General features: G+C 71.3%; 28 protein-coding genes. 17 read left to right on the top strand and 11 right to left on the bottom strand.

All coding sequences use genetic code 11. From position 1 onward, the window contains the following. Positions 1-17 precede the first annotated feature (17 nt). The 4 genes from ACFOSY_RS08755 to ACFOSY_RS08740 are packed head-to-tail and all read right to left on the bottom strand — an operon-like array spanning position 18 to position 3,275. The gene (locus ACFOSY_RS08755; RefSeq protein ID WP_394306162.1) at positions 18-863 is read right to left on the bottom strand and encodes an ABC transporter permease; all 846 of its coding nucleotides are present in this window, start codon (positions 861-863) and stop codon (positions 18-20) included. After that, positions 860-2,134 (bottom strand): betaine/proline/choline family ABC transporter ATP-binding protein, encoded by a 1,275-nt coding sequence (locus ACFOSY_RS08750; RefSeq protein ID WP_394306161.1) that lies wholly within the window; start codon positions 2,132-2,134, stop codon positions 860-862. The genes ACFOSY_RS08755 and ACFOSY_RS08750 overlap by 4 nt, the downstream gene beginning before the upstream one ends. Beyond that, on the bottom strand, positions 2,127-2,774 hold the full coding sequence (locus ACFOSY_RS08745) for an ABC transporter permease (protein WP_394306160.1): 648 nt from the start codon (positions 2,772-2,774) through the stop codon (positions 2,127-2,129). Before ACFOSY_RS08745 ends, ACFOSY_RS08750 begins: the two co-directional genes overlap by 8 nt. Positions 2,775-2,804: 30 nt before the next feature. Next, positions 2,805-3,275, bottom strand: coding sequence for an Lrp/AsnC family transcriptional regulator (locus ACFOSY_RS08740; RefSeq protein ID WP_006134418.1), 471 nt, complete (start codon positions 3,273-3,275; stop codon positions 2,805-2,807). Between the two features lie 122 nt (positions 3,276-3,397). On the opposite strand from ACFOSY_RS08740, the gene hppD reads away from it, so the two are divergent. Beyond that, positions 3,398-4,543 (top strand): 4-hydroxyphenylpyruvate dioxygenase, encoded by a 1,146-nt coding sequence (gene hppD, locus ACFOSY_RS08735; protein WP_394306159.1) that lies wholly within the window; start codon positions 3,398-3,400, stop codon positions 4,541-4,543. A 42-nt stretch (positions 4,544-4,585) separates the two neighbouring features. On the opposite strand, the gene ACFOSY_RS08730 is transcribed toward hppD, so the two are convergent. Further along, on the bottom strand, positions 4,586-5,980 hold the full coding sequence (locus ACFOSY_RS08730; protein ID WP_394306158.1) for a tetratricopeptide repeat protein: 1,395 nt from the start codon (positions 5,978-5,980) through the stop codon (positions 4,586-4,588). A 103-nt stretch (positions 5,981-6,083) separates the two neighbouring features. On the opposite strand from ACFOSY_RS08730, the gene ACFOSY_RS08725 reads away from it, so the two are divergent. From ACFOSY_RS08725 to ACFOSY_RS08715, 3 genes are all read left to right on the top strand, one after another. Continuing rightward, positions 6,084-7,499: an FAD-binding oxidoreductase gene (locus tag ACFOSY_RS08725; RefSeq protein WP_394306157.1), complete on the top strand. Its 1,416-nt coding sequence runs from the start codon at positions 6,084-6,086 to the stop codon at positions 7,497-7,499. Positions 7,500-7,614: 115 nt separating this feature from the next. Further along, positions 7,615-9,066, top strand: a complete 1,452-nt coding sequence (locus ACFOSY_RS08720; RefSeq protein WP_394306156.1) for an RDD family protein — start codon at positions 7,615-7,617, stop codon at positions 9,064-9,066. Positions 9,067-9,594: 528 nt separating this feature from the next. Continuing rightward, positions 9,595-10,401, top strand: a complete 807-nt coding sequence (locus ACFOSY_RS08715) for an RDD family protein (protein ID WP_394306155.1) — start codon at positions 9,595-9,597, stop codon at positions 10,399-10,401. A gap of 9 nt (positions 10,402-10,410) precedes the next feature. Here the strand turns inward: ACFOSY_RS08715 and ACFOSY_RS08710 are convergent, their stop codons facing one another. Next, positions 10,411-10,701: a hypothetical protein gene (locus ACFOSY_RS08710; protein WP_394306154.1), complete on the bottom strand. Its 291-nt coding sequence runs from the start codon at positions 10,699-10,701 to the stop codon at positions 10,411-10,413. Between the two features lie 389 nt (positions 10,702-11,090). On the opposite strand from ACFOSY_RS08710, the gene ACFOSY_RS08705 reads away from it, so the two are divergent. After that, positions 11,091-13,448, top strand: coding sequence for an immune inhibitor A domain-containing protein (locus ACFOSY_RS08705; protein WP_394306153.1), 2,358 nt, complete (start codon positions 11,091-11,093; stop codon positions 13,446-13,448). Between the two features lie 122 nt (positions 13,449-13,570). Further along, positions 13,571-13,900 carry a hypothetical protein gene (locus ACFOSY_RS08700; RefSeq protein ID WP_369156170.1) on the top strand — a complete coding sequence of 110 codons (330 nt, stop codon included), beginning with the start codon at positions 13,571-13,573 and terminating at the stop codon, positions 13,898-13,900. Positions 13,901-13,948: 48 nt separating this feature from the next. Here ACFOSY_RS08700 and ACFOSY_RS08695 read toward each other — a convergent pair whose 3' ends face one another. Together ACFOSY_RS08695 and ACFOSY_RS08690 are read right to left on the bottom strand one after the other, a co-directional pair. Further along, on the bottom strand, positions 13,949-14,536 hold the full coding sequence (locus ACFOSY_RS08695; RefSeq protein ID WP_394306152.1) for an isochorismatase family protein: 588 nt from the start codon (positions 14,534-14,536) through the stop codon (positions 13,949-13,951). 114 nt (positions 14,537-14,650) lie between these two features. Continuing rightward, positions 14,651-15,997, bottom strand: a complete 1,347-nt coding sequence (locus tag ACFOSY_RS08690) for a nicotinate phosphoribosyltransferase (protein ID WP_394306151.1) — start codon at positions 15,995-15,997, stop codon at positions 14,651-14,653. A gap of 133 nt (positions 15,998-16,130) precedes the next feature. Between ACFOSY_RS08690 and clpS the strand changes: the two genes are divergently transcribed. From clpS to ACFOSY_RS08655, 7 genes are all read left to right on the top strand, one after another. Beyond that, positions 16,131-16,448, top strand: a complete 318-nt coding sequence (gene clpS, locus ACFOSY_RS08685; RefSeq protein WP_093767120.1) for an ATP-dependent Clp protease adapter ClpS — start codon at positions 16,131-16,133, stop codon at positions 16,446-16,448. A gap of 68 nt (positions 16,449-16,516) precedes the next feature. Beyond that, complete coding sequence (locus ACFOSY_RS08680) at positions 16,517-17,119, top strand: DUF2017 domain-containing protein (RefSeq protein WP_394306150.1); 603 nt, start codon at positions 16,517-16,519, stop codon at positions 17,117-17,119. A gap of 401 nt (positions 17,120-17,520) precedes the next feature. Further along, positions 17,521-18,939, top strand: coding sequence for an amino acid permease (locus ACFOSY_RS08675; RefSeq protein WP_394306149.1), 1,419 nt, complete (start codon positions 17,521-17,523; stop codon positions 18,937-18,939). A 133-nt stretch (positions 18,940-19,072) separates the two neighbouring features. After that, positions 19,073-19,495, top strand: a complete 423-nt coding sequence (locus ACFOSY_RS08670) for a Mov34/MPN/PAD-1 family protein (protein WP_394306148.1) — start codon at positions 19,073-19,075, stop codon at positions 19,493-19,495. Between the two features lie 79 nt (positions 19,496-19,574). Beyond that, a complete protein-coding gene (locus ACFOSY_RS08665) occupies positions 19,575-19,670 on the top strand; it encodes a putative leader peptide (protein ID WP_006131669.1) in 96 nt (31 codons plus the stop codon). A 90-nt stretch (positions 19,671-19,760) separates the two neighbouring features. Next, positions 19,761-20,039 (top strand): MoaD/ThiS family protein, encoded by a 279-nt coding sequence (locus ACFOSY_RS08660; protein ID WP_394306147.1) that lies wholly within the window; start codon positions 19,761-19,763, stop codon positions 20,037-20,039. Between the two features lie 5 nt (positions 20,040-20,044). Then, entirely contained in the window at positions 20,045-20,995 is a 951-nt protein-coding gene (locus ACFOSY_RS08655) for a PLP-dependent cysteine synthase family protein (protein ID WP_394306146.1), read from the top strand. 65 nt (positions 20,996-21,060) lie between these two features. Here ACFOSY_RS08655 and ACFOSY_RS08650 read toward each other — a convergent pair whose 3' ends face one another. Then, positions 21,061-21,195, bottom strand: coding sequence for a hypothetical protein (locus ACFOSY_RS08650; protein WP_086016123.1), 135 nt, complete (start codon positions 21,193-21,195; stop codon positions 21,061-21,063). Positions 21,196-21,397: 202 nt separating this feature from the next. Between ACFOSY_RS08650 and ACFOSY_RS08645 the strand changes: the two genes are divergently transcribed. Further along, the gene (locus ACFOSY_RS08645) at positions 21,398-22,150 is read left to right on the top strand and encodes an MBL fold metallo-hydrolase (RefSeq protein ID WP_394306145.1); all 753 of its coding nucleotides are present in this window, start codon (positions 21,398-21,400) and stop codon (positions 22,148-22,150) included. 72 nt (positions 22,151-22,222) lie between these two features. On the opposite strand, the gene ACFOSY_RS08640 is transcribed toward ACFOSY_RS08645, so the two are convergent. Further along, a complete protein-coding gene (locus ACFOSY_RS08640; protein ID WP_394306144.1) occupies positions 22,223-23,473 on the bottom strand; it encodes a PTS transporter subunit EIIC in 1,251 nt (416 codons plus the stop codon). Positions 23,474-23,683: 210 nt separating this feature from the next. After that, positions 23,684-24,991: a PTS transporter subunit EIIC gene (locus tag ACFOSY_RS08635; protein WP_394306143.1), complete on the bottom strand. Its 1,308-nt coding sequence runs from the start codon at positions 24,989-24,991 to the stop codon at positions 23,684-23,686. Between the two features lie 184 nt (positions 24,992-25,175). On the opposite strand from ACFOSY_RS08635, the gene ACFOSY_RS08630 reads away from it, so the two are divergent. The 3 genes from ACFOSY_RS08630 to ACFOSY_RS08620 all read left to right on the top strand — a co-directional run bounded on the left by ACFOSY_RS08630 (position 25,176) and on the right by ACFOSY_RS08620 (position 26,763). Then, the gene (locus ACFOSY_RS08630; RefSeq protein ID WP_006131663.1) at positions 25,176-25,409 is read left to right on the top strand and encodes a glucose PTS transporter subunit EIIB; all 234 of its coding nucleotides are present in this window, start codon (positions 25,176-25,178) and stop codon (positions 25,407-25,409) included. 76 nt (positions 25,410-25,485) lie between these two features. After that, the gene (gene rph / locus ACFOSY_RS08625) at positions 25,486-26,223 is read left to right on the top strand and encodes a ribonuclease PH (protein ID WP_394306142.1); all 738 of its coding nucleotides are present in this window, start codon (positions 25,486-25,488) and stop codon (positions 26,221-26,223) included. Positions 26,224-26,364: 141 nt separating this feature from the next. Next, positions 26,365-26,763 carry a hypothetical protein gene (locus tag ACFOSY_RS08620; protein ID WP_394306141.1) on the top strand — a complete coding sequence of 133 codons (399 nt, stop codon included), beginning with the start codon at positions 26,365-26,367 and terminating at the stop codon, positions 26,761-26,763. The last annotated feature ends 33 nt before the right edge of the window (positions 26,764-26,796 follow it).

Genomic DNA, 26,796 nt, shown 5'->3' with positions numbered 1-26,796 from the left:
CACCCCCCGCCGCCCGCTCACGGCCCGGCCTCCAGCCCCCGCGGCCGCAGCAGCAGCTCCGCCAGCGACGCCAGCCAGTCGACCAGCAGCGCCAGCGCGACGGTGAGCACCGAGCCCACCACGAGCACCGGCATGCGCTGGCTGGTGATCCCGGTGGTGATCAGCACGCCGAGCCCGCCGCCCCCGCCGAAGGTGGCGAGCGTGGCCGTGCCCACGTTCAGCACCAGGGCGGTGCGTACGCCCGCGAGGATCAGCGGCACGGCGAGCGGCAGTTCCACCCGGGTGAGCACGCCGAGCGGGGACATGCCGATGCCGCGCGCCGCCTCCAGCAGCGCCGGGTCGTTGGCCTTCAGACCGGCGATGGTGTTGGACAGCACCGGCAGCACGGCGTAGGCGATGATGCCGATCAGGGCCGCCCGGCGGCCGATGCCCAGCCAGATCACCAGCAGCGCCAGCAGACCGATCGCCGGGGTGGCCTGGCCGATGTTGGCGAGCCCGATGACCACCGGCGTGGCCCGGCCGGCCTGCCCCCGGGTCAGCAGGATGCCCAGCGGGATGGCGATGATCAGCACGAAGAACGTCGAGATCACGGTCAGTTCGATGTGCTGCCACAGCGCCTTCGACACCCGCCCGTCGGAGAGCGCGTTGCGGGTGAGGGCGTCCAGGTCGGCCTGCTCGAACCACAGCCAGGTCGCCAGCAGCACGGCGATGAGCAGCACCGGCAGCAGCGTCAGCTTCTGCCAGCTCACCCGGGAGGGCGCCACGGCCGGCCGGAACAGGGGAGGGGTCTCCTCGCCGTCCGGCTCCGCGTCCTCGGGCGCTCCGGGCCCGTCCCCGCCGAGCCGCCCCTCGGAGGTTCTCACGCCTGCGCCTCCCCGCCCGCGTCCGAGGGGTGCGCGCCCTCCTGCTCGGCGTGCGTCTGCCCGGCCCGCTGCTCCTCGAGCCCTGCCTGCGACTCCCGCGCCTCCAGCCGGTCCGCCTCCAGCAGTTCGTGCACGGAGTTCATCAGCGTCTCCACGTCCACGACACCCTCGTACGCGCCGCGCCGCCCGGTCACCGCGACCCGGCCCGTGTTGTCGGTGAGCACCGCCTCCAGCGCGTCCCGCAGGGTCGCGTCCCGGGTCACCGTGTCGTGCACCAGCACGCCCGCGCGGGCCAGCGAGCCCTGGGCGCGCACGATGTCGCCGCGCCGCAGCCACTTGTAGGGGCGGCCCTGTTTGTCCAGCACCAGCACCTCGTCCGTGCCGGCGGAGCGCAGCCGGGCGGAGATCTGATCCAGCGGGTCGTCGACGCCCACCGTCGGGTAGTCGGTGATCGTCACGTCCCCGACCCGGGTGAGGTTGAGCCGCTTCAGCGCCGCCCCCGCGCCGACGAAGCCGGACACGAAGTCGTCGGCGGGGTTGGTGAGGATCGCCTCCGGGGTGTCGAACTGGGCGATGTGGGACTGTTCGCGCAGCACCGCGATCCGGTCGCCGATCTTGATCGCCTCGTCGAAGTCGTGGGTGACGAAGACGATCGTCTTGTGCAGCTCCCGCTGGAGCCGGATCAGCTCGTCCTGGAGGTGGTCGCGGGTGATCGGGTCGACCGCGCCGAACGGCTCGTCCATCAGCAGCACCGGCGGGTCCGCCGCCAGCGCCCGCGCCACGCCGACGCGCTGCTGCTGGCCGCCGGAGAGCTGGCGCGGATAGCGGTCGCGGAACTCGCCGGGGTCGAGGCCGACCAGGTCCAGCATCTCCTCCACCCGGTCCCGCACCCGCGCGGACGGCCAGCGCAGCATCTTCGGCACCAGGGCGACGTTCTGCGCCACGGTCATGTGCGGGAACAGCCCGCTCGCCTGGATCGCGTAGCCGATGGTGCGGCGCAGCTTCACCGGGTCCATGTCGGTGACGTCCTCGCCGCCGATGCGGATACGGCCGCCGGTCGGCTCGATCAGCCGGTTGATCATCTTCAGGGTGGTGGACTTCCCGCACCCGGAGGGGCCGACGAAGACCACCGTCTCGCCCGCCCCGATCTCCATGCTGACGTTGTCGACGGCGGGCCGGTCGCTGCCCGGGTAGCGCTTGGTGAGGCCCTCCAGCTCGATGGGCGCCCCGACCGACGTGGGGCCGGCCTCGGTCGTCTCGGGCTCAGGCACGGATCCCCCTGGAGATGGTCAGCCGCCCGATCAGGACGTACGCGGCGTCGAACAGCAGGGCGAGGACGACGATCCCGAGGGTGCCGGCGAGCACCTGGTTCAGCGCGTTCTTGCTGCCCAGGGAGGCGATCCCGCGGAAGATCAGGTTGCCCAGGCCCGGTCCGGAGGCGAAGGCGGCGATGGCGGCGATGCCCATGAGCATCTGGGTGGAGACCCGGATGCCGGTGAGGATCGGCGGCCAGGCCAGCGGCAGCTCGACCCGCACCAGCCGGGACAGCCGGGACATGCCGATGCCGGTGGCCGCGTCCACCAGCGCCGGATCGACCCCGCGCAGCCCCACGATCGCGTTGCGCACGACGGGCAGCAGCCCGTACAGGGTCAGCGCGATCACCGTCGGCGGCACGCCCAGTCCCACGATCGGGATGAGCAGGCCGATCATCGCCAGCGCCGGCACGGTCAGCAGGGTCGCGGTGACGGTGGTGGCGAGGCTGCCCGCCCACTCGCTGCGGTAGGTGAGGATGCCGATCAGCACGCCGATGGCGGTGGCCACCACCATGCACTGGAAGACGACGCTGGCGTGCTGGTAGGCGTCGGTGAGCAGTTGCTGATGCCGGCTCTCCAGGTACTCCCAGAAGTTCACATCCGCTCACCCCAGCTCGGCCAGGTCCGGTCACTCGCCGAGCGCGGCCTGCTCCACCAGCGGGATGATCCGCAGCGGAACGGGGTTCTCCATGACGATCGCCGTGGAGGCTCGGACGATGCCATCAAAACCGACGACGCGGTCGATCACCCGCTGAAGATCGGCGTTCGAGCGAGCCACCAGCCGGCACAGCATGTCACCCGTGCCGGTGGTGGTGTGCAGCTCCAGCACCTCGGGGACGGTCGCCAAGTGGGCCCGTACGTCGGCCCCTTGACCCTGTCTGATCTGCAACGTGGCGAACGCGGTGACCGGGTAGCCGAGGGCCGCGGGATCCACCTGGGGGCCGAATCCGCGGATGACTCCGTTCGACTGAAGCCGGTCCAGGCGGGCCTGCACCGTCCCGCGCGCCACCCCCAGCCGGCGGGACATCTCCAGCACCCCGATCCGCGGCTCGCGCGCCAGCAGCAGGATGATCCGCCCGTCCAGATGATCGATCGCCATACCGCTCTCCCCAGTGGTCATCCTGTACAGAAAGCCCGCCGATACGGGTCTCCGGCTGTGCATGTTGCCCAGCGATTGCGCGAACTATTGCGCACCTTGCAGGGCTGTTCCACCCTGCCCCTATGACGCAGACCACACACACCGCTCCCGACACCGCACGGCAGGCAGACCCCTTCCCGGTCAAGGGAATGGACGCGGTCGTCTTCGCCGTGGGCAACGCCAAGCAGGCGGCGCACTACTACTCCACCGCCTTCGGCATGCAGCTCGTCGCCTACTCCGGACCGGAGAACGGCAGCCGCGAGACCGCCTCCTACGTGCTGGAGAGCGGCTCGGCCCGCTTCGTGTTCACCTCGGTGATCAAGCGGTCCACCGAGTGGGGCGCCTTCCTCGAGGAGCACGTGGCCGCGCACGGCGACGGGGTGATCGACCTCGCCATCGAGGTGCCGGACGCCCGCGCCGCGTACGCGTACGCCGTCGAGCACGGCGCCACGTCCGTCGCCGAGCCGTACGAGCTGAAGGACGAGCACGGCACCGTCGTGCTGGCCGCGATCGCCACCTACGGCAAGACCCGGCACACCCTGGTCGAGCGCACCGGCTACGACGGCCCCTACCTGCCCGGCTACGTCACCGCCGCCCCGATCGTCGAGCCGCCGGCCAAGCGCTCCTTCCAGGCCGTCGACCACTGCGTCGGCAACGTCGAGCTCGGCCGGATGAACGAGTGGGTCGAGTTCTACAACAAGGTCATGGGCTTCACGAACATGAAGGAGTTCGTGGGCGACGACATCGCGACCGAGTACAGCGCGCTGATGTCGAAGGTGGTGGCCGACGGCACGCTCAAGGTCAAGTTCCCGATCAACGAGCCCGCCATCGCCAAGAAGAAGTCCCAGATCGACGAGTACCTGGAGTTCTACGGCGGCGCCGGCGTCCAGCACATCGCGCTGAACACCAACGACATCGTGCACACCGTCCGCCAGATGCGCGCCGCCGGCGTGCAGTTCCTGGACACCCCGGACTCGTACTACGACACCCTCGGCGAGTGGGCGGGCGAGACCCGCGTGCCGGTGGAGACGCTGCGCGAACTGAAGATCCTCGTCGACCGCGACGAGGACGGCTACCTGCTCCAGATCTTCACCAAGCCGGTCCAGGACCGCCCGACCGTCTTCTTCGAGATGATCGAGCGCCACGGCTCCATGGGCTTCGGCAAGGGCAACTTCAAGGCCCTGTTCGAGGCGATCGAGCGCGAGCAGGCCAAGCGCGGCAACCTGTAGGCGCCGCACCCCGCGCCCCGCACCGCGCCCTGCCCCGCGCCCTCAGGAGGACTGCGGGCCCGCCTGGACGGACGGCTCACCCAGGCGGGCCAGCGCCTCCTTCGCCCGAGGCGCGTGCAGCGGCGAGAACCAGGGGTTGATCTGGAGCGCCTCCGTCAGATGGCGGCGCGCGGCCCCGTACCGCTCCACGGCGTGCTCGATCATCCCCCGGTGGTAGGCGAACAGCGCGCTGCGCACGCCCCCGCCCTCGGTGCCCTCCGTGGCCCGCACCGCGAACGGCAGCGCCTCCTCGTGCTCCCCGGCCCGGTGCAGCGCCCAGCCCAGCGCGTCCGCCACCTCCGTCGACGGCTGCCGCTTCCACTCCGCCCGCAGCCGCCGCACCGCCGCCCCGGCGTCCCCGTGGTCGGCCTCGAACCGGCCCAGCACCAGCTCCTCGTCCCCGCCGTGCGCGGCGGCCAGCCGGACCCGCTCCCGCAGCAGCCCGTACTGCACCTGGGCGGCCGGCCGCATCCCCAGCGACTCGTACAGCTCGCCCAGCTCCAGCGCGTACTCCGGCCGCGGGCGCCGCGCCAGCGCCGTCCGGTACGCGCTCAGCGCCTCCGTGGTGCGGCCCAGCGCCGCCAGCGCCCTGCCCTGCCCCGCCTGCGCCGCCCGCTGGTCGGGATCGGTGCGCACCGCCTCCTGGAAGTGGCGCAGCGCGTCCTCCCGGTCGCCGCGCTCCCAGGCGAGCTGCCCGGCCCGCTCCAGATAGGCCGCCCGCTCGACGGGCTCCCCGGCGGCCGAGGCGGCGTCCGCGAGCTTCGCCGCCGCGTCCTCCCGCCAGCCACGGTCCCGGTACACGGCCGCCGCCCGCGCCATCACCGCCGGACCCGAGCGCAGCTTCGCGAGCCTCTCCAGCAGGCGGCCGGTCTCCTCGTCGTCGCCGAGCCCGGCGGACGCCTCGATCAGCGGCGGGTACGTCGTCCACCGCTCCGGCTCCAGCTTCCGCGCCGCCTCGCCCCAGGCGCGGGCGTCCTCGTAGTCACGGCGGGCGTTCGCGAGGACGGCCATCCCCCGCAGCGCGGGCACGCTGTCCTCGCGTACCTTCAGCGCGGTGCGCAGCGCCTTCTCGGCGCGCGGCCAGTAGCGCGGGTCGGCCAGCCGCAGCCCCTGCTCCGTGCGGGCCGCGCCCAGCTCCGCCCAGGCCCGCGCGTCCCCGGGGTGCGTGCGCAGATGCCGCTCGCGCTCGGCGGCCAGCGCCTCCAGGTCGGGCAGCGCTGCCGGGACGCCGCTGGTCACCGCGGCCAGGGCGCGCTCCGGCGGGGTGGGCGCCGGGGGCGGCGCCTGCTCGCCCCACGGCAGTGTCACCAGCACCCCGCCCAGCACGGCGGTCCCGGCGGCCGAGGCGAGCAGCGCGCGGCGGAGCCGCCGCCGGCGCGCACGAGGCGTGTCGTTCATGGCGCACACTGTGCGTCACACCCCGCGTCCATATGATCATCACACTCCGGGGCGACGCGTCCGGCTCCACGGGGTTCACACCGATGGCCCCGGGTGCGACGCTGTGATCATGAGCCGTATCGAAGCGCGACGCGATGAAGACACGGTGGCGGCCGGACCTCTCGTCGACCGGCTGCTCGGCGGCCTGCCCCCGGAGGCCGTCCTCACCGACCCCGACGTCACGGCCTCCTACGCCCACGACATGGCGAGCTTCTGCCCGGCCGGCAGCCCCGCGGTGGTGGTGCTGCCCCGGACCGTCGAACAGGTCCAGCACGTCATGCGCACCGCCACCGAGCTGCGGGTGCCGGTCGTCCCGCAGGGCGCCCGCACCGGCCTGTCCGGCGCCGCCAACGCCACCGACGGCTGCGTCGTGCTCTCGCTGACCAAGATGGACCGCATCCTGGAGATCGACCCGGTCGACCGGATCGCGGTCGTCGAACCGGGCGTGATCAACGCCGCCCTCTCCCGCGCCGTCGCCGAGCACGGCCTCGCCTACCCGCCGGACCCCTCCAGCTGGGAGATGTGCACCATCGGCGGCAACATCGGCACCGCCTCGGGCGGCCTGTGCTGCGTGAAGTACGGCGTGACCGCCGAGTACGTCCTCGGCCTGGACGTCGTCCTCGCCGACGGGCGGCTGCTGTCCACCGGCCGCCGCACCGTCAAGGGCGTCGCCGGCTACGACCTGACCCGGCTGTTCGTCGGCTCCGAGGGGTCCCTCGGCATCGTCGTCCGCGCCGTCCTCGCGCTGCGGCCCAAGCCGCCGGAGCAGCTGGTGCTGGCCGCCGAGTTCGCCTCCGGGGCCGCCGCGAGCGACGCCGTGTGCCGCATCATGGCCGGCGGCCACGTCCCCTCCCTCCTCGAACTGATGGACCGCACCACGGTCAAGGCGGTCAACGACATGGCCCGCATGGGCCTGCCGGAGACCACCGAGGCGCTGCTGCTGGCCGCGTTCGACACCACCGACCCCGCCGCCGACCTCGCCGCCCTCGGCGCGCTGTGCGAGGAGGCCGGGGCCACCCAGGTCGTCCCCGCCGAGGACGCCGCCGAGTCGGAGATGCTGCTCCAGGCCCGCCGGATGTCCCTGGTCGCGCTGGAGGCCGTCAAGGGCACCACGATGATCGACGACGTGTGCGTGCCCCGCTCCCGGCTCGGCGCGCTGATCGAGGGCGTCGAGCGGATCTCCGAGAAGCACGGGCTGACCATCGGCGTCGTCGCCCACGCCGGCGACGGCAACACCCACCCCACGGTCTGCTTCGACGCCTCCGACCCCGACGAGTCCCGGCGCGCCCGCGAGTCCTTCGACGAGATCATGGCGCTCGGCCTGGAACTCGGCGGCACCATCACCGGCGAGCACGGTGTCGGCGTGCTGAAGAAGGAATGGCTGGCACGGGAGGCCGGCCCCGTCAGCATGGAGATGCAGCGGGCCGTGAAGCACGCCTTCGACCCGCTGAACATTCTGAACCCGGGCAAGCTCTTCTGAACGAGAAGGTGCCCGAAAGGGGTGGGGTCCGGTCGGACGGGACATCCGGTCCCCGCCCGTCTGATAGATGTGGTGGCCCCCGACCCATCCCTCGAGCAGATACGGGACGACGGACATGAGCGCCCCAACCCCGGCACCCGGAGACGACACACCCCGCGAGGGGTACTACCCGGACCCCTCCATTCCCGGATACGTCCGGTACTGGAACGGCGCCTCCTGGGTGCCGGGCACCAGCCGTCCGGCCCCCGCCGACGGCGAGCCGCTCGCCCCGCCGCCCGGCGCCGCACCGGCGACACCGCACGGCGCGGCCCCGGCCACGCCGTCCGTGGAGGAGACCGGCCCGCACTTCTTCGACGAGGACCCGGACGACGCGCCCGCCCCGGCGGCCCCGTCCCCGGCCGACGCCCAGCACGGCAGCCGGCCCGAGCCCGCCTCCGCCTGGGGCGCCGACCGCTCCCGTCAGTCCGGCTTCGGCGGCGACCAGGACCGCAAGGTCTCCTGGGGCGCCGCCGGCGCCGACCCCCGGGTGCCGCACACCCCGCCGGCCGCGCAGAGCGGCCCGGCCGCGTCCGAACCGGCGGCCGCCGCCCCGGACGCCCCGCGGGCGGACGGGACGTTCGTGTTCCGCAGGCCGACGGCCGGCTCCGCGCAGGCGCCGGCCCCCTCCGGCGGCGCGGCGGCGTCCCCCGACGAGGGCACGATGACCTTCCGCGCCGTCTCCCCGCGCGCCGGGGAGACGAACACCGGCGGCACGCCCGGGGCCGGACGGCCCGGCTTCGCCGCCGGAAAGGCCGCGGCCGAGCGGGCCGCCGCGGCGTCGTCGGCGGCGTCCGCGCCGGCCGCCCCGCCGTCAGGACCGCAGCAGGCCACCGCGCCCGGCGTGCCCCCGCAGGCCGCGGCACCCGCGCCCGCCCCGGCGGCCCCGGCCGCCTCCGCGCCGCTGACGTCCGGTCCCGGAGGCGGGCAGCCCTCCTGGCCGCAGCAGGTGCACCGGCTCGCGGGCGCCGCCCCGGAGGCGCCGGCCGCGCCCTGGAAGCCGCCGGTCGAGGACGTGTTCCAGGCCGCCGCCCGCCGCCAGGCCGCGGCCCGCCCCGCCGCCCTGGGCCGGCGGCTCGCCGCCCGGCTGCTCGACACGGTCGTCCTGGGCGCCGTCACCGCCGCGGCCGCGGTGCCGCTCGGCATGAAGGCCCTGGACCACGTCGACGCGAAGATCGAGGCGGCCAAGCTGTCCGGACGGACCGTGACGGTGTGGCTGATCGACGGCACCACCTCCGTCCACCTCGGCATCGTCCTCGCCGTCCTGCTGCTCGGCGGGGTGCTCCTCGAGGTGCTGCCCACCGTCAAGTGGGGCCGCACGCTGGGCAAGAAGGCCATGGGCATCGAGGTGCGGGACATCGAGGCGCACGAGGCCCCGGAGTTCGGCGCGGCGCTACGGCGCTGGCTGGTCTACAGCGTGCCCGGGCTGCTCGTCGTCGGGGTGGTCGGCGTGCTGTGGTGCCTGTTCGACATGCCCTGGCGCCAGTGCTGGCACGACAAGGCCGCCCACACCTTCGTCGCCGCCGCCTGACGCGGGGACGTTCCGCCCGACGCGGGGCTGCTTCGTCCGACGCCGGACCGCTCCGTCGGGTGGTGGCGGTAGTCGGGGTTGCGCCCAGTACTCCGGCCTGCGCCTGGTACTCGGGACGGCGGCCCGCCGGGTGCGGTGACCTTCCGCCTGACGCGGAGCTGCCTCGCCTGACGTGGCCCGCCTTGTCCGACGCCGGGCCGCTCCGTCGGGTGGTGGCGGTCCTCGGGACGGGGCCCGGTACTCGGGACGGCGGCCCGCCGGACGCGGGGACGTTCCGCCCGACGCTGGGCTGTCACGTCGGACGTCGGACGTCGGACGTCGGACGTCGGACGCCGGACGCCGGGCGTCGGGCTGTCGCGCCTGACGCGGGGTCGTCTCGCCCATCCCGGGGCCGCCTTGTCCGACGCCGGGCCGCTCCACCAGGCGGTGGCGGTCCTCGGGACGGGGCCCGGTGTTCGGGACCGCGCCGGTACTCCGGACGGCGGCCTGCCGGATGCGGGGATGCGGGGTTCGGGATCGGATCGGGGCATGACCACCGAACCGCCCCCCGGCTCCGGTCAGCAGCCGCCGGACGAGGACCCGTTCCGGAAGCAGCCGCCGCCGGACGACGACCCGTTCAGGAAACAGCCCCCTCCGGGCGCCCCCGGCCCGGGCTCCGGCTCCGGCTCAGGGTCCCCGTACGACGCCCCCGGCGGCGGCACGCCCCCGCCCGGGCAGGGCGGCAGCAGCCCGTACGAGGGCGGCGGGGCCCAGGGGCCCTACGGCGGCGGGGGAGCGGGCGGTCCCTACGGAGGCGGCCCCGGCGGCCCCGGCGGCCCCGGCGGCCCGTACGGAGGCGCTCCCGGCGGGGGTCCCTACGGGGGCGGGCCCGGCGACCCGCTGGCCGGAATGCCCCCGCTCGCCGACAGCGGCCGGCGCACGCTGGCCCGCATCATCGACATGATCCTCGTCGGCATCGTCGTCTGGCTGCTCACCTGGCCGGTCGGGGTGAGCGAGTACAACTTCGACGGCGACGACGTCAACGTCGGCAGCGGCTTCGCCCAGTCGGTCATCGCCGCCGCCCTCTACATCGCGTACGACACCTTCATGGCCGTCCGCTACGGCCGCACCCTCGGCAAGAAATGGCTGGGCATGCGGGTGGCCAACCTCGCCGACGGCTCCAACCCCTCCGTGCAGACCGCGCTGGTCCGCGCGGCCGTGCTGTGGCTGCCGTTCGCCTTCTGCTGCGCCTGCGTGTGGACCGCGATCTCGGGCGGCTGGAGCTACTTCGACCGGCCCTACAAGCAGGGCCTGCACGACAAGGCGGCCAGGACCGTGGTGGTCACGGCGCGGTGAGACCGGGCGTCAGGACGCCGCGCGCTCGTGGACCGGCTCGCGGACCTGCTCGCGGGACGGCGACGGCACCGTGGCCCGCACCGGCAGCGGCGTCGCGGGCCGGGCCGGGGCGGGGCGGCGGGCCGCGGGGCCCGGTACGCGCACGGCCACCAGGAGTCCCAGGGCGAGCGCCACGACGGCGACCACCGCGACGCCCGCGCCGGAACGCGTCCCGGACAGCAGCAGCAACGCGAAGGTCGACAGGATCACGGCGCACGAGCCGTAGACGAACTGAGCGACAGTCGGACGGGGCATGGCCATCGTGTCCTCGGAAGTCGGGGGCTGTCGGCCTGGCTTTCCACCGGCTCAAGGGCGTTCCGCCAAGCGACTCTAACCGCGAGCGTGCCCGAGGGGAACGGACAGTAAGCGTGACCTGACCTACAGGGCCGGTGCACAGGGGGCGCACGGATTCATGGCGCCCCACACGGGGCCGGGCGGACGCGCCCGCCGGGGTTTCGCACGGAACTGTCCGTTATGCGGATCGCCACTCCGCATAACGCGATTGATCTGTTCAAGTCAAGGTCTGTTTTTTCTGACGAACCTCTAGTCAAATGACGTCACTTGACTACACGCGTTGATCACGTGCGTGCGGGACCTTCCCTGACGGAACCTCCTTCATCCGCGCGCACGCACGCGGGAGGGGATCTCAAGTGACCAGTAGACCCTGGACGTTCAGAGCGGCCGCGATAGGCGTGGCCCTCGCGGCGGCCACCGCCACCTGCTCTGCGTTCACCACGGCCCAGGCCGACACGGCCGGCGCGGCCGGAAGCCCGAGCGCCGTGGACCGGCAGGACCCGGCGTCGCACAACCACGTCGAGCACGACCTCGAGGGCCCGCTCTCCAAGACGCAGGCGGCCCAGCGTGAAGAAGCCCTGAACCAGGTGCTGTCCGGCAAGACGTCGGTCAAGAACCGCGGCGGTTCGAAGGTCGTCGGGCTGAAGAGCAAGAAGGGCGACACCAAGTACGTCGAGCTGGGCCGGGAGAAGACCGACAAGATCTTCACCATCCTGGTCGAGTTCGGCGACCAGGTCGACAGCCGCTACGGCGGCACCCCCGGCCCCCTGCACAACCAGATCGCCAAGCCGGACCGCAAGGTCGACAACTCCACGGCCTGGCAGGAGGACTACGACCAGCAGCACTTCCAGGACCTGTACTTCGGTTCCGGCAAGGGCGTCGACTCGGTCAAGACGTACTACGAGAAGCAGTCCTCGGGCCGCTACTCGGTCGACGGCGAGGTCTCCGACTGGGTCAAGGTGCCCTACAACGAGGCCCGTTACGGCTCCAACTACTGCGGCGACACCAACTGCTCCAGCGTGTGGAACGTCGTCAGCGACGGCCTCAACGCCTGGGTGGAGCAGCAGAAGGCGGCCGGCCGCACCGACGCCCAGATCAAGGCCGACGTGGCCCGCTACGACGAGTGGGACCGCTACGACTTCGACGGCGACGGCAACTTCAACGAGCCCGACGGCTACATCGACCACTTCCAGATCGTGCACGCCGGTGAGGACGAGTCCGCCGGCGGCGGCGTCCAGGGCGAGGACGCGATCTGGGCCCACCGCTGGTACGCCTTCGGCACCGACGCCGGCGCCACCGGCCCCGAGTTCAACAAGCTCGGCGGCGCGAAGATCGGCGACACCGGCATCTGGGTCGGCGACTACACCATCCAGCCGGAGAACGGCGGACTCGGCGTCTTCGCCCACGAGTACGGCCACGACCTCGGTCTGCCGGACCTCTACGACACCGCGGGCGGCGAGAACTCCACCGGCTTCTGGACGCTGATGTCGTCCGGCTCCTGGCTCGGCACGGGCCAGAAGGAGATCGGCAACCTCCCCGGCGACATGACCGCCTGGGACAAGCTCCAGCTGGGCTGGCTGAACTACGACACCGCCAAGGCCGGGGTCAACTCCTGGCACAAGCTGGGAGTCGCCGAGTACAACACCAAGCACAAGCAGGCCCTGGTCGTGACGCTGCCGAAGAAGGCCGTCACCACCGAGGTCATCGAGCCGTCCGAGGGCCAGTCCCAGTGGTGGAGCGGCAGCGGTGACGACCTCAGGAACACCCTGAGCCGCACGGTCGACCTGACCGGCAAGTCCTCCGCCGAGCTCACCTTCGACGGCTGGTACGACATCGAGGCCGGCTACGACTACCTCTACACCGAGGTGTCCACCGACGGCGGCGCCAACTGGACGCCGGTCGACGGCACGATGAACGGCCAGCCGATCCCGCGCGACGGCAGCGACAAGCCCGCCCTGAACGGCACGATCGAGGGCTACCAGAAGTTCGCGTACAGCCTCGACGCCTACGCCGGCCAGAAGATCGACCTGCGCTTCCGCTACCAGACCGACGGCGGCGTGGCCCAGAAGGGCTTCACGGCCGACGCGATCGCGCTGACCGCGGACGGCGAGGCGGTGTTCACCGACAACGCCGAGACCGCCGACGACGCCTGGAAGGCCACCGGCTTCTCCCGCATCGGCGCGTCGTTCACCAACGACTACGAGCAGTACTACATCGCCGAGAACCGGCAGTACGTGTCGTACGACAAGACCCTGAAGGTCGGCCCGTACAACTTCGGCTTCACCGCCCGCCCGGACTGGGTCGAGCACTACGCGTACCAGAACGGTCTGCTCATCTGGAAGTGGGACACCTCCCAGCTGGACAACAACACCAGCCAGCACCCGGGCGCGGGTCTGATCCTCCCGATCGACTCCCACCCGACCGCGCTGAAGTGGTCCGACGGCACCCTGATGCGCAACCGCGTCCAGGCCTACGACTCGCCGTTCAGCACCTTCCGCACCGACGCGATCACGCTGCACAAGGCGGACGTCGCGAAGTACATCTCCGGCTCGAAGGGTGTGTCGGTCTTCAACGACCGCACCAACACCTACTGGGACCCGGCGAACCCGACCGGCAGCGTCCAGGTCACTGACACCAACACCAAGATCAAGATCACCAAGGAAGCCAAGAACGGCTCCACGATCGAGCTCGAGGTGGGCCCTGCGGGCCGGTAAATAGCGTTCTCGCAGGTCAGAACATGATCGGCGGTGACCCCCTGGCGGGTCACCGCCGATCCGTGTTTAGGTGCCTCCTGTGGCTCTCTTATTGACACCTGCTGACACGGGGGTATGACCGCATGGCCGCTGGAGGCTTCAGCAAGCTGCCGAACGGCACGGTGGTGGTGGCACTCAACCTGCCCAGCCCCGCCGCCGACGCCCCCGCCGGGGTACGGGTGCTGGTCCACGCGCAGAACCGGGCGCGCGCCCTGACCAGGCTGCGCAACCTGGGCCTGCGCGCGGTCTACCTGCGCGGGAACACCGCGCCGCCCACGCCCGACGAGATCACGGCGGTCCTGCACCATCCCGACGGCCTGATATGGCGCACGGCGCCCGCCGGGGGAGTGCTGTCGGTGGAGCTGTGGCACCCCATCCGGGCGCTGATCAAACGCCCCGCCGCCTCCACCTGACCAGGCTCACCGCACGACCGACGCGGCTCACCGCACGCCTGCCCCGGCTCACTGCACGACCGGCTTGCCGGTCAGCTCCACGCCGGCCTCCCGCAGCTCCTCCAGCGCCCGCTCGGTGGTCTCCCGGGACACCCCCGCGGTGAGGTCGAGCAGCACATGGGTGCGGAAGCCCTCCCGCGCCGCGTCCAGCGCGGTGGCCCGTACGCAGTGGTCCGTGGCGATGCCCACCACGTCCACCTCGTCGACCTCCCGCTCCCGCAGCCACCGCGCGAGCGGCGTGCCGTTCTCGTCGGCGCCCTCGAAACCGCTGTAGGCCGCCGCGTACGCCCCCTTGTCGAAGACGGCGTCGACGGCCCCGGAGGTGACGGCGGGCGCGAAGTTCGGGTGGAAGCCGACGCCCTCGGTGCCGGCGACGCAGTGGGCCGGCCAGGAGCGCTTGAAGTCGGGGTGGGCGGAGAAGTGGTCGCCGGGGTCGACGTGGTGGTCCCGGGTGGCGACCACGTGCCGGTACCCGGCCGTCGCCTGGCCGATCAGCTCGGTCACGGCGGCGGCCACGTCGGCGCCGCCGGCGACGGCGAGACTGCCCCCCTCGCAGAAGTCGTTCTGCACGTCTACGACGATCAGTGCGCGGCGCATGGTCGGTGTCCTTCGGCTCTCGGCGGACGGATGGATGCGGCGGGACCGGCGAGCGTGCCTCGGGCCCCGGGACGGGCGGCGGGCGGACGGGGGGCGCGCGCCTTCGGCTTGCCTTTAGCTACCCGACGGCACGGGCGCGTACTCCGTCGGGAGGACGGGTTCCCCGCGCGACAGCTGTGTCGCGGACAGCGGGAGCCCGGCGCGGGCGGCGGCGTGCCGGTCGCGGACCACGTCCAGCGGCTCGCGGGCGATCACCTCGCCGCCCCGGACCAGCGGTACCAGCAGCTGCCGTTCGGCCAGCTCCGGCGGCACCTCGCCGGTGCCGATCACCTCGGCCTCGGCGACGCCGTCCGCGTCCAGCCGGCGCGCGGCCCACTTGCGGCCGCCGATCGACGTCTTGCCGCCGGTGGACTTCTTCGCCACCGACATCAGCGGGGCCCCCGGCTCGGCGGACTCGGCACGGGCGACCAGCTTGTAGACCATGGAGGCGGTCGGATGCCCGGAACCGGTCACCAGCTGCGTGCCCACCCCGTACGCGTCCACCGGCGCCGCGGCCAGCGAGGCGATGGCGTACTCGTCCAGGTCCGAGGTCACGACGATCTTGGTGTCGCGGGCGCCCAGCTCGTCGAGCTGCTGCCGCACCCGGTGCGCCACCAGCAGCAGGTCGCCGGAGTCGATGCGCACCGCGCCCAGCTCCGGTCCCGCGACCTCGACGGCCGCGCGGACCGCCTCGGTCACGTCGTAGGTGTCCACCAGCAGCGTGGTGCCCGCGCCGAGGGAGTCCACCTGGGCGCGGAACGCGTCCCGCTCGGTGTCGTGCAGCAGCGTGAAGGCGTGGGCGGAGGTGCCGACGGTGGGGATGTTGTAGCGGAAGCCGGCCGCCAGGTCGGAGGTGGAGGAGAAGCCGCCGATGTACGCGGCGCGGGAGGCGGCGACGGCGGCCAGCTCGTGGGTGCGCCGGGCGCCCATCTCGATCAGCGGCCGGCCGCCGGCGGCGGACGACATCCGGGAGGCCGCGGCGGCGATGGCCGAGTCGTGGTTGAGGATCGACAGGATCACCGTCTCCAGCAGCACGCACTCCGCGAAGCTGCCCTCCACCCGCATGATCGGCGAGCCCGGGAAGTACACCTCGCCCTCCGGGTAGCCCCAGATGTCGCCGGAGAAGCGGTAGCCGGCCAGCCAGTCGAGGGTCTCCTCGTCGACGACGGCCTTGTCGCGCAGGAAGCGCAGCACGCCCTCGTCGAAGCGGAAGTTCTCCACCGCGTCGAGCACCCGTCCGGTGCCCGCCACGACGCCGTAGCGGCGGCCGTCCGGCAGCCGCCGGGTGAAGACCTCGAACACGCTGTGCCGCCCGGCCGTGCCGGCCTTCAGCGCCGCCTGGAGCATCGTCAGTTCGTACTGGTCGGTGAAGAGCGCCGTCGACGGAACATTCACCGGCAACCCAAGGTCCGCTGTGTCCATGGCGAGGATGGTACCCCCATTTCGTCACTCTGACGATTTAAGTCTCCCGGACGGTCGCCGCCCGCCCCGCGCACCGCTCCGGACGGCGCCTGTGGCGGGCCGGTTTGTGCGACCACCCCCCTCCGGTGGCAGCATGGGCTGTGTGACGTCACCCGCACCCCTGGAGATCGAACGCACCGAGTCGGCGGAGGAGGTCTTCGCCGTACCCGAGCCCGACGTCCCGTGGGTCACGATCGTCCACAACGATCCGGTCAACCTCATGAGCTATGTGACGTACGTCTTCCAGACGTACTTCGGCTACTCCAAGGACAAGGCCACCAAGCTCATGCTCGACGTCCACCACAAGGGCCGGGCCGTCGTCTCCAGCGGCACCCGCGAGGAGATGGAGCGCGACGTCCAGGCCATGCACGGCTACGGCCTGTGGGCCACCCTCCAGCACGACCGGAAGTGACGCCGGACATGACCGCACCGGACGTGGCCCGACCCCGCCCGCAGGACCGGAAGTAGCGAATCGTCTCCATGCCAGGAACCTTCGAACCGCTCCCCGGCGGCGGCGCGGCCGTCGCCCTCGACGACGTCGAGATCTCCATCATCCGCTCGCTGGCCGTGCAGCTGATGGAGATCATCGGCCCCGGGCCCGCCGAGGAGTCCGGCGGCGACCCGCTCGCGGAGCTCTTCGCCGACGGCCCCAGCGAGCCGCCCTCCGACCCGGTGCTGCGCCGCCTCTTCCCGGACGCGTACGTCGACCCGGAGGGCGCCGAGCGGCCCGAGGAGGCCGAGGAGCAGCGGGCGCACTCCGCCGAGTTCCGCCGCTACACGGAGAACGACCTGCGGGCCGGCAAGCGGGACAACGCGCTGGCGGTGATCCGCTCCCTGGACGGACTGAGGGCGGCCGGCGAGGGCGGCGCGGTGCTGAAGCTGTCGCCGGAGGAGTCCCTGCGCTGGCTCGGCGCGCTGAACGACCTGCGCCTGGCGATCGGCGCCCGGCTGGAGATCACCGACGAGGACGACAGCGACCTGCTGTTCCACCTCCCCGACGAGGACCCGCGCAAGCCGATGGTGATGGCGTACCTCTGGCTGGGCGGCCTCCAGGAGACGCTCGTCTCGACGCTCATGCCGTAAGTCCGAGCGGCATGACGTGAGTCCGGGCGGCATGCCGGACATCCGGGGGGAATGTCCGGACAAGTCCGCTCACGCGTTCGCTCAGAGGACACTCAAATCCGGATAACGATCGCGTCAAATGGCCCGCCTTCTATGGGCTCTTCAGGTGCCTTTTGTTCGCTTCTTCCTGTGGGGCGCGTCACAGCGCCCCTCTGTGATCAGGATGGCGGCCGTGATACATCTTCACGACCGCCCGGCGAACGCCACCCGAACGTTCGGCCGGGTGCGCCACCGAGCCGGTCACCGCCGGCCTGGCACGAGCGGGCCCGCGCGCCCGCTCAGCTCCATCAGTCCGGGGGGATCGAGACCCGATCCGCGGCCGAGCAGCGGCCCGGGTCGGCATGGAGAAAGGCGCACGACACATGACCTCAGCGAAGGTCACCGAAGCCTCCGAAGAGGGCTACGAGCGGGGACTGGGCAGCCGCCAGGTCCAGATGATCGCGATCGGCGGCGCCATCGGCGTCGGCCTCTTCATGGGCGCCGGGGCGAACATCGCCAAGGCCGGCCCCAGCATCATCCTCATGTACGCCCTCGCGGGCGTCGTCATTTTCTTCATCATGCGGGCCCTGGGAGAGCTCCTCCTCTACCGGCCCGTCTCCGGCTCCTTCGCCGAGTACGCCCGCGAGTTCCTCGGCCCGTTCTTCGGGTTCGTCACCGGCTGGACGTACTGGCTGATGTGGGTGGTCACCGGCATGGCCGAGCTGACGGCCGCCGCCATCTACATCCACTTCTGGTTCCCCGAGATCCCGCAGTGGGTCAGCGCCCTGGTCTTCCTCGTCGTGCTGTTCGGCGTGAACCTGATCTCCGTCAAGATCTTCGGCGAGGTCGAGTTCTGGTTCTCGATGATCAAGGTCACCGCCATCATCGGCATGATCGTCATCGGTCTCGGCGTGCTCACCCTCGGCTTCTCCGACGCCGGTGACACCGCCGCCGTCTCCAACCTCTGGTCGCACGACGGCTTCTTCCCCAACGGCATCGGCTCCAGCCTGATGACCCTCCAGGGCGTCATGTTCGCCTACCTCGCCGTCGAGCTGGTCGGCGTCACCGCGGGCGAGTCCGAGAACCCCGAGAAGACCCTGCCCAAGGCCATCAACACCCTGCCCTGGCGCATCATCGTCTTCTACGTCGGCGCCCTGCTGGTGATCCTCTCCGTCGTCAAGTGGACCGAGTTCTCCGCCGGCGAGAGTCCCTTCGTCCACGCCTTCGGCAAGATCGGCATCCCGCTCGCCGCGGGCATCGTCAACTTCGTCGTGCTCACCGCGGCCCTGTCGTCCTGCAACTCCGGCATGTACTCCACCGGCCGGATGCTGCGCGACCTCGCCGCCAACAACGAGGCCCCGCAGGCCTTCGGCAAGCTCAACGCCCGCAGGACGCCCGCCGTCGGCATCACCGTCTCCGTGGCGCTCATGGGCATCGGCGTGATCCTCAACTACGTCGTCCCGGAGAAGGCGTTCGCCTACGTCACCTCCGTCGCCACCGCGGCCGGCATCTGGACCTGGATGATGATCCTCGTCAGCCACATCCGCTACCGCCGCGCCGTCGACGCCGGCCGGCTGCCCGCCTCCTCCTTCCCCGCCCCCGGCGGCGCCCTGTTCAGCTGGGTCGCGCTGGTCTTCCTGATCGGCGTCACCGTCATGATCGCGGCGGACGCGGACGCGCGCGTCTGCCTCTACGTCGCGGCCGGCTGGGCCGTCGCCCTGGGCATCGGCTGGACCGTGCTGAAGCGGAACAACCCGGCGCTCGCGGACCGCGACGAGAGCCGGTTCGAGAAGGTCGGCTGACCACCCCGAAGGACACCGGCGCCGGGGAGCACTCGTGGGGTTCCCCGGCGCCACCCGCTCAAGGTGTCCGGCATCCGGGCCGTTCCGTACCACCCCTCGGTACGGGACGGCCCGTCTGCTTATCCTGAGCCCCATGCTGACCATCACCCAGGCCCTGTACGACCGGATCGTCGCCCATGCCCGCGAGGACCACCCCGACGAGGCGTGCGGCGTGGTGGCGGGCCCGGTGGGCGCCGGCCGCCCCGAGCGCTTCATCCCCATGCTGAACGCGGCCCGCTCGCCCACCTTCTACGAGTTCGACTCCCAGGACCTGCTCAAGCTGTACCGGGAGATGGACGACCGCGACGAGGAGCCGGTGGTCATCTACCACTCCCACACCGCCACCGAGGCCTACCCCTCCCGCACCGACATCTCCTACGCCAACGAGCCCGGCGCCCACTACGTCCTGGTCTCCACCGCCGACACCGACGGCGCCGGCGAGTTCCAGTTCCGCTCCTTCCGCATCGTGGAGGGCGAGGTCACCGAGGAGGAGGTCAAGGTCGTCGAGGCGTACTGATCCCGCATGGCGGATGGTTGACGTCCAGGATGTGGGATCACACTCCGGATCCCGGACGGGGAATCGATACGATGCCCGCATGGTTCTCTTCGACGTGGACGACAAGGCGCCGGGCACCCTGCTCGTGGCGCGGCTCCACGTCGACCTGTGCAGGCTGAACAGCGCCATCTGTTGACGTTCCGCCGCCGCCCGCGGCCGCGAGCCGCGGCGCCGCCGTGTGCCCTTACGCAGAACCCACGACACCTTCCGACAGGAGCCCTCAGCCATGGCCATCGAGGTCCGCATCCCCACCATCCTCCGCCAGTACACCGACGGTCAGAAGGCGGTGGAGGGCACCGGGGACACCCTCGCCGAGCTCTTCGCCGACCTCGAGACCCGGCACGCGGGCATCCAGGCCCGCATCGTGGACGGCGGCCAGCTGCGCCGGTTCGTCAACGTCTACCTCAACGACGAGGACGTCCGCTTCCTCGACGGCATCAACACCAAGCTGAGCGACGGCGACAACGTGACGATCCTGCCGGCGGTGGCCGGCGGTATGGCCTGATCCCCATGCGTTACGACTCCCCGCTGGCCGCGGTGGGCAACACCCCTCTGGTGCGCCTGCCGCGGCTGTCGCCGTCCGCCGAGGTCCGCATCTGGGCCAAGCTGGAGGACCGCAACCCCACCGGCTCGATCAAGGACCGCCCGGCCCTGTTCATGATCGAACAGGCGGAGAAGGACGGCCGCCTCACCCCCGGCTGCACCATCCTCGAGCCCACCAGCGGCAACACCGGCATCTCCCTCGCGATGGCCGCGAAGCTCAAGGGCTACCGCATGGTCTGCGTGATGCCCGAGAACACCTCCCAGGAGCGGCGCGACCTGCTCGGCATGTGGGGTGCGGAGATCATCTCCTCCCCGGCCGCCGGCGGCTCCAACACCGCCGTCCGCGTCGCCAAGGAGCTGTCCGCCGAGCACCCGGACTGGGTGATGCTCTACCAGTACGGCAACCCGGACAACGCGGGCGCCCACTACGCGACCACCGGCCCGGAGATCCTCGCCGACCTCCCGTCCGTCACCCACTTCGTCGCGGGACTCGGCACCACGGGCACCCTGATGGGCGTCGGCCGCTTCCTGCGCGAGCACAAGCCCGACGTGAAGATCGTCGCCGCCGAGCCGCGCTACGACGACCTCGTCTACGGCCTGCGCAACCTCGACGAGGGCTTCGTGCCGGAGCTGTACGACGCCTCCGTCCTCACCACCCGCTTCTCCGTCGGCTCCGCCGACGCGGTCACCCGCACCCGCGAACTCCTCCAGCAGGAGGGCATCTTCGCCGGCGTCTCCACCGGCGCCGCCCTGCACGCGGCGATCGGCGTCGCGAACAAGGCGCTCAAGGCCGGCGAGAGCGCCGACGTCGTCTTCGTCGTCGCCGACGGCGGCTGGAAGTACCTGTCGACCGGCGTCTACACGGCGGCGACCACGGAGGAAGCCATCGACACCCTCCAGGGCCAGCTCTGGGCGTAGTGCGTCAGGCGTGACGTGAGGGGCCGGGGAACGCACCCCGGCCCCTCACGCGTTCTCGGCGTACGTCACTCCGCCTCACCGTCCCGCCGCGCGCGACGGTCTCTGCGAGGGCGGTGCCCCCGCCCCCAGCCGTCCACGAGAGCGGTGACCAGGGCGAGCAGGACCACCGCGGCGAGCGCGAGCCACCAGGCCGTGTTCATGACCAGACCGTACCGGCGCGGGCCGCGAGCGCGCGCCCCCTCCCGCCCCCGGACGCGCCCCTTCCAGCCGAACCGGTGACAGCGCAGGTGAGTTCGCCCACAACGGCGCCTGGCGGAGGAGCGACCGCAGGTTTTGCGCCTTACGCTCGACGAACCGCACGACCCCCGTCTTCCCACACCCGCCAGCGGAGGTTTCTGCTTCATGAAGCTCACCGTCGTCGGCTGCTCGGGGTCGTTCCCGTCCGCGGAATCGGCCTGCTCGAGCTACCTCGTCGAGGCCGACGGCTTCCGGTTGCTTCTCGACATGGGCAACGGCGCCCTGGGCGAGCTGCAGCGCCACTGCGGTCTCTACGACCTCGACGCGATCTTCCTCAGCCACCTGCACGCCGACCACTGCATCGACATGTGCGCCTACTTCGTGGCGCGTTACTACCGGCACGACGGCGGCCGCTGCGCCCCGCTGCCGGTCTACGGCCCCGAGGGCACCGAGCACCGGCTGACCACCGCCTACGCCGACACCCCCTCGGCCTCCTCCATGAGCGAGGTCTTCGACTTCCACACGGTCAAGCCGTCCACCTTCGAGATCGGCCCGTTCCTCGTGCACACCGAGCGCGTCGCGCACCCGGTCGAGGCGTACGGCATCCGCATCGAGCACGGCGGCAGGACGCTGACCTACTCCGGCGACACGGGAGCGACCCCGCTGCTGGACGACCTCGCCCGGGACACCGACCTCTTCCTGTGCGAGGCCGCCTTCACGCACGGCAAGGAGAACATCCCGGACCTGCACCTCAACGGCCGCGAGGCGGGCGAGTCCGCGGCCCGCGCCGGGGCCCGCCGGCTGATCCTCACGCACATCCCGCCGTGGACCGACCCGCAGGTCAACCTCACCGACGCCCGCGCGGTGTACGACGGCCCGGTGGGGCTGGCGGCGCCGGGGGCGACGTACGAGATCTGAGCACGCCCGCGCAAAGGGGAGGGCCCCGGAACCGACTCGGTACCGGGGCCCTCCCCTTCGTACGGGGACCGCTCACGCCTTGGTGAGGTCCTCGACCTCCTCCTCGGGCTCGCGGCCCGGCGTCGGGAGGTTGAACTTGTTGATCGCGAAGCGGAACAGCACGTAGTAGATCGCCGCGAAGACCAGGCCGATCGGGATGATCAGCCAGGGCTTGGTCGCCAGGTTCCAGTTCAGGGCGTAGTCGATGAAGCCCGCCGAGAAGGTGAAGCCGGCGTGCACACCGAGCGCCCAGGTGATCGCCATGGACAGCGCGGTCAGCACCGCGTGGATCACGTACAGCGCCGGGGCGATGAACATGAACGCGAACTCGATCGGCTCGGTCACACCGGTCACGAACGAGGTCAGCGCGAGCGAGAGCATCATGCCCAGCACGGCCTTGCGGCGCTCGGGACGGGCGGCGTGCGCGATGGCGAGCGCGGCGGCCGGCAGACCGAACATCATGATCGGGAAGAAGCCCGACATGAACTGGCCGGCGTCCGGGTCACCGGCGAAGAAGCGGTTCAGGTCACCGTGGACGACCTCGCCCGCCGCGTTGGTGAAGTCACCGATCTGGAACCAGGAGACGGTGTTCACGAACTGGTGCATGCCGATGGGGATCAGCGCGCGGTTGATCAGACCGAACAGACCCGCGCCGGCGGCGCCGAGACCGGTGATCCACTCGCCCGCGTCGGAGATGAGCTCGCCGATCGGCTCCCAGACCAGGCCGAAGAAGACACCCACGAGCGTGCCGACGAACGCCATGATGATCGGGACGAGCCGGCGGCCGTTGAAGAAGCCGAGCCAGTCCACCAGCTTCTTGCGGTGGTACCGCTGCCACAGCGTCGCGGCCAGCAGACCCATCAGGATGCCGCCGAGAACACCGGGGTTGTTGTACGTCGCGGCTATGTCCGCGCCGTCCTGCACCTTGGCCTCGGTGACCGGGAAGGCCTTGAGGACGTTGCTGTAGACCAGGAAGCCGACGAGCGCGGCGAGGGCGGTCGAGCCGTCGGCCTTCTTGGCGAAGCCGATGGCCACACCGATGCAGAACAGCATCGGCAGGTTGTCGAAGATGGCGCCACCGGCGGTGGCGAAGACGGCTGCGACCTTGTCCCAGCCGAGGCCGTCCGCGCCGAACACGTCCGGCTGGCCGAGGCGCAGCAGAATGCCCGCCGCCGGCAGCACGGCGATCGGGAGCTGAAGGCTGCGGCCGACCTTCTGCAGGCCCTGGAAAAGGCCGGATCCCCGCTTCTTCGCGGGGGCCGCCGAGTCGGTGGCGGTGCTCATACTTCCTCCATCGGTGGTGGTCTACACCACTAGTGGTGTAGACCTGTTGTAGCACGATGAAGGCCACGTAAGGAACCCGCGAATCCGCGACCGTGGGACTACACACCGTGCCTCCACCGAAGGGTCGGAGAGACCCCCTCACGGGCACACCGAAAAGCCCCCGGAACTTAAGGTCCCGAGGGCTTGGACAGCCGCCGCCAGGCTACGGGATCAGCGCCGCGCCGCGTCCTCCACCTCCTCCTCCGGCTCCCGCCCCGGAGTCCGCAGATCGAACCGCGTGATGGCGAACCGGAAGACCACGTAATACACAGCCGCGAACACCAGCCCGATCGGAATGATCAGCCACGGCCGCGTCGCCAGATTCCAGTTGATGACGTAGTCGATCAGACCCGCCGAGAAACTGAACCCGTCGTGCGCGCCCAGACCCCACGTCACCGCCATCGACACCCCCGTCAGCACCGCGTGCAACGCGTACAGCAGCGGCGCGACGAACAGGAACGAGTACTCGATCGGCTCCGTGATACCCGTGACGAACGACGTCAGCGCCACCGACAGCATCAGACCGCCGATCTCCTTGCGCCGGTCAGGACGCGCACAGTGCGTGATCGCCAGCGCCGCCGCCGGCAACGCGAACATCATGATCGGGAAGAACCCCGACAGGAACTGCCCCGCGTCCGGGTCACCCGCCAGGAACATGTTGATGTCACCGTGCACCACCGTCCCGTCCGGCCTCGTGTACGAACCGAACTGGAACCAGATGGGCACGTTCAGGAACTGGTGCAGGCCGATCACCAGCAACGCCCGGTTCGCCACACCGAAGACGCCCGCACCCCACGCGCCCAGCCCCGTCATCCAGTCGCTGAAACTCTCCAGCGCGTCACCGATCGGCGGCCACACCCACAGACACAGCGCCGCGAACACGATCGCCGCGAACGCCATGATGATCGGCACCAGACGCCGCCCGTTGAAGAACCCCAGCCAGTCCACCAGCTTCGTCCGGTGGAACCGCTGCCACATGTACGCCGCCGTCAGACCGATGACGATGCCGCCGAACACCCCCGGATTCTGGTAGTCGAACGCCGTCACCGTCCCGTCCGCCAGCTGACAGCCGACATTCGGCACCGCCTGAGACCCCTCCGGACAGTCCTTCGGGAACTGCCGCAGCACATTGAAGTAGACGAGAAACCCCGTCACCGCCGCCAGCGCCGTCGACCCGTCCGCCTTCTTCGCCATCCCGATGGCCACACCCACGCAGAACAGCAGCGGCAGCCCCAGCGAACCGTCCAGCAGCGCCCCGCCCGCGCCCGCCATCACCTTCGAGACGTTCGTCCACCCCAGACCGTCGTCCCCGAACACGTCCGGCTGCCCCAGCCGGTTGAGGATGCCCGCCGCCGGCAGCACCGCGATCGGCAGCTGAAGACTGCGGCCCATCTTCTGCAGGCCCTGGAACAACCGGTGCCAGCGCTCCCGCAGCGGGCTCACCCCCGCACCGGCACCCGCGGGGCTCTCGGTACTCATCAAGTCCCCTTCGCTGGACGACCCTGAGGGTTTGGCGGCAGTCCACCCGGTGGTGTAGACCAGTGAGGCAGGACGGTTCCGCTGTCGTGACGCCCATCATCGAGCGCCCACGACATGACCGCTCGCAAAGATGGGCCAACTGTGGGTTACTGCGACAAAGCGGTTCGGATCAGGGAGTACGAACATGGCCACCAAGGCTGAGAAGATCGTTGCCGGGCTCGGCGGCATCGACAACATCGAAGAGGTCGAGGGCTGCATCACCCGCCTCCGCACCGAAGTCGTGGACCCCTCCAAGGTCGACGACGCCGCCCTCAAGGCCGCCGGCGCCCACGGCGTCGTCAAGATGGGCAGCGCCATCCAGGTCGTCATCGGCACCGACGCCGACCCCATCGCCGCGGAAATCGAAGACATGATGTGACCCACGGCCACACCTTCGGGGCCCCTCCCACACCTGTGGAAGGGGCCCCGCCCCTTGTACGGCTAGGCTCGACGCCATGTCTCGCATCGACGGCCGCACCCCCGACCAGCTCCGCCCCGTCACCATCGAACGCGGCTGGAGCAAACACGCCGAAGGCTCCGTCCTCGTCTCCTTCGGCGACACCAAGGTCCTCTGCACCGCCTCCGTCACCGAAGGCGTCCCCCGCTGGCGCAAGGGCAGCGGCGAGGGCTGGGTCACCGCCGAATACGCCATGCTCCCCCGCGCCACCAACACCCGCGGCGACCGCGAGTCCGTCCGCGGCCGCATCGGCGGCCGCACCCACGAGATCAGCCGCCTCATCGGCCGCTCCCTGCGCGCCGTCATCGACTACAAGGCCCTCGGCGAGAACACCGTCGTCCTCGACTGCGACGTCCTCCAGGCCGACGGCGGCACCCGCACCGCCGCCATCACCGGCGCCTACGTCGCCCTCGCCGACGCCATCGGCTGGGCCCAGGGCAAGAAACTCGTCAAGCCCGGCCGCAAGCCCCTCACCGGCACCGTCGCCGCCGTCTCCGTCGGCATCGTCGCCGGCGTCCCCCTCCTCGACCTCTGCTACGAGGAAGACGTCCGCGCCGACACCGACATGAACGTCGTCTGCACCGGCGACGGCCGCTTCGTCGAGGTCCAGGGCACCGCCGAGGCCGAACCCTTCGCCCGCGACGAACTCAACGCCCTCCTCGACCTCGCCGTCACCGGATGCACCGAACTCGCCGCCGCCCAGCGCGCCGCACTCGATACCCTTCTCGAAAGGTAAAAGGCACCCCAAGGACACCGGTCGGCGCGAGCAACCGCGCCGACCGCCGCCGCGTCTGACGGGATACGGGCGTACGGGCACCCCCCGCGCGCCCCGCCGACACAGCGGGCCCCACCGGCCCGACGAGGGAGGGAACGTTCCATGGCAGCGAGCCGCCGACGCCGCACCGCAGCCGTCGCCGCCACCCTGGCGGCCGTCGCGCTGACCGCCGGACTCACCACCGGCTGCGACGCCGTCGACAAGGCACTGGACTGCGTCCAGACCGCCGACGCCATCGCCGACAGCGTCACCGACATGCAGCAGGCCGTCGAAAGCGCGGGCAACGACGTCACCCAGCTCGAGGAATCCCTCGACTCCATCGACAAGAACCTCACCGAGATCGGCGACAAGACCGACAACGCCGACGTCTCCAAGGCCGTCGACGACCTCGACAAGGCCGTCGACAACGTCCGCACCTCCGTCGAGAACGGCGACGCCACCCCCGACATCGGCCCCGTCACCGACGCCGCCGGCGAACTCACCAAGGTCTGCACCCCTTGAGCAACAGGCCCGGTCATGCGCCCAGGGATACTG

It is taken from the genome of Streptomyces lusitanus, from assembly GCF_042647945.1.
Taxonomy (GTDB): domain Bacteria; phylum Actinomycetota; class Actinomycetes; order Streptomycetales; family Streptomycetaceae; genus Streptomyces; species Streptomyces pseudogriseolus.
The sequence above is the reverse complement of the archived record's forward strand: the minus strand, read 5'-3'. Positions and strand labels throughout refer to the sequence as shown.

Coding starts and splice junctions, on each gene's coding strand:
- ACFOSY_RS08710 (WP_394306154.1), bottom strand. CDS start 10,701: ATGGCCATGCCCCGTCCGACTGTCGCTCAGTTCGTCTACGGCTCGTGC.
- ACFOSY_RS08700 (WP_369156170.1), top strand. CDS start 13,571: ATGGCCGCTGGAGGCTTCAGCAAGCTGCCGAACGGCACGGTGGTGGTG.
- ACFOSY_RS08655 (WP_394306146.1), top strand. CDS start 20,045: ATGCGTTACGACTCCCCGCTGGCCGCGGTGGGCAACACCCCTCTGGTG.
- ACFOSY_RS08740 (WP_006134418.1), bottom strand. CDS start 3,275: ATGGCGATCGATCATCTGGACGGGCGGATCATCCTGCTGCTGGCGCGC.
- ACFOSY_RS08665 (WP_006131669.1), top strand. CDS start 19,575: ATGGTTCTCTTCGACGTGGACGACAAGGCGCCGGGCACCCTGCTCGTG.
- ACFOSY_RS08680 (WP_394306150.1), top strand. CDS start 16,517: ATGCCAGGAACCTTCGAACCGCTCCCCGGCGGCGGCGCGGCCGTCGCC.
- ACFOSY_RS08695 (WP_394306152.1), bottom strand. CDS start 14,536: ATGCGCCGCGCACTGATCGTCGTAGACGTGCAGAACGACTTCTGCGAG.
- hppD (WP_394306159.1), top strand. CDS start 3,398: ATGACGCAGACCACACACACCGCTCCCGACACCGCACGGCAGGCAGAC.
- ACFOSY_RS08660 (WP_394306147.1), top strand. CDS start 19,761: ATGGCCATCGAGGTCCGCATCCCCACCATCCTCCGCCAGTACACCGAC.
- ACFOSY_RS08620 (WP_394306141.1), top strand. CDS start 26,365: ATGGCAGCGAGCCGCCGACGCCGCACCGCAGCCGTCGCCGCCACCCTG.
- ACFOSY_RS08645 (WP_394306145.1), top strand. CDS start 21,398: ATGAAGCTCACCGTCGTCGGCTGCTCGGGGTCGTTCCCGTCCGCGGAA.
- ACFOSY_RS08720 (WP_394306156.1), top strand. CDS start 7,615: ATGAGCGCCCCAACCCCGGCACCCGGAGACGACACACCCCGCGAGGGG.
- ACFOSY_RS08675 (WP_394306149.1), top strand. CDS start 17,521: ATGACCTCAGCGAAGGTCACCGAAGCCTCCGAAGAGGGCTACGAGCGG.
- ACFOSY_RS08640 (WP_394306144.1), bottom strand. CDS start 23,473: ATGAGCACCGCCACCGACTCGGCGGCCCCCGCGAAGAAGCGGGGATCC.
- ACFOSY_RS08715 (WP_394306155.1), top strand. CDS start 9,595: ATGACCACCGAACCGCCCCCCGGCTCCGGTCAGCAGCCGCCGGACGAG.
- ACFOSY_RS08630 (WP_006131663.1), top strand. CDS start 25,176: ATGGCCACCAAGGCTGAGAAGATCGTTGCCGGGCTCGGCGGCATCGAC.
- rph (WP_394306142.1), top strand. CDS start 25,486: ATGTCTCGCATCGACGGCCGCACCCCCGACCAGCTCCGCCCCGTCACC.
- ACFOSY_RS08730 (WP_394306158.1), bottom strand. CDS start 5,980: ATGAACGACACGCCTCGTGCGCGCCGGCGGCGGCTCCGCCGCGCGCTG.
- ACFOSY_RS08670 (WP_394306148.1), top strand. CDS start 19,073: ATGCTGACCATCACCCAGGCCCTGTACGACCGGATCGTCGCCCATGCC.
- ACFOSY_RS08650 (WP_086016123.1), bottom strand. CDS start 21,195: ATGAACACGGCCTGGTGGCTCGCGCTCGCCGCGGTGGTCCTGCTCGCC.
- ACFOSY_RS08635 (WP_394306143.1), bottom strand. CDS start 24,991: ATGAGTACCGAGAGCCCCGCGGGTGCCGGTGCGGGGGTGAGCCCGCTG.
- ACFOSY_RS08690 (WP_394306151.1), bottom strand. CDS start 15,997: ATGGACACAGCGGACCTTGGGTTGCCGGTGAATGTTCCGTCGACGGCG.
- clpS (WP_093767120.1), top strand. CDS start 16,131: ATGGGCTGTGTGACGTCACCCGCACCCCTGGAGATCGAACGCACCGAG.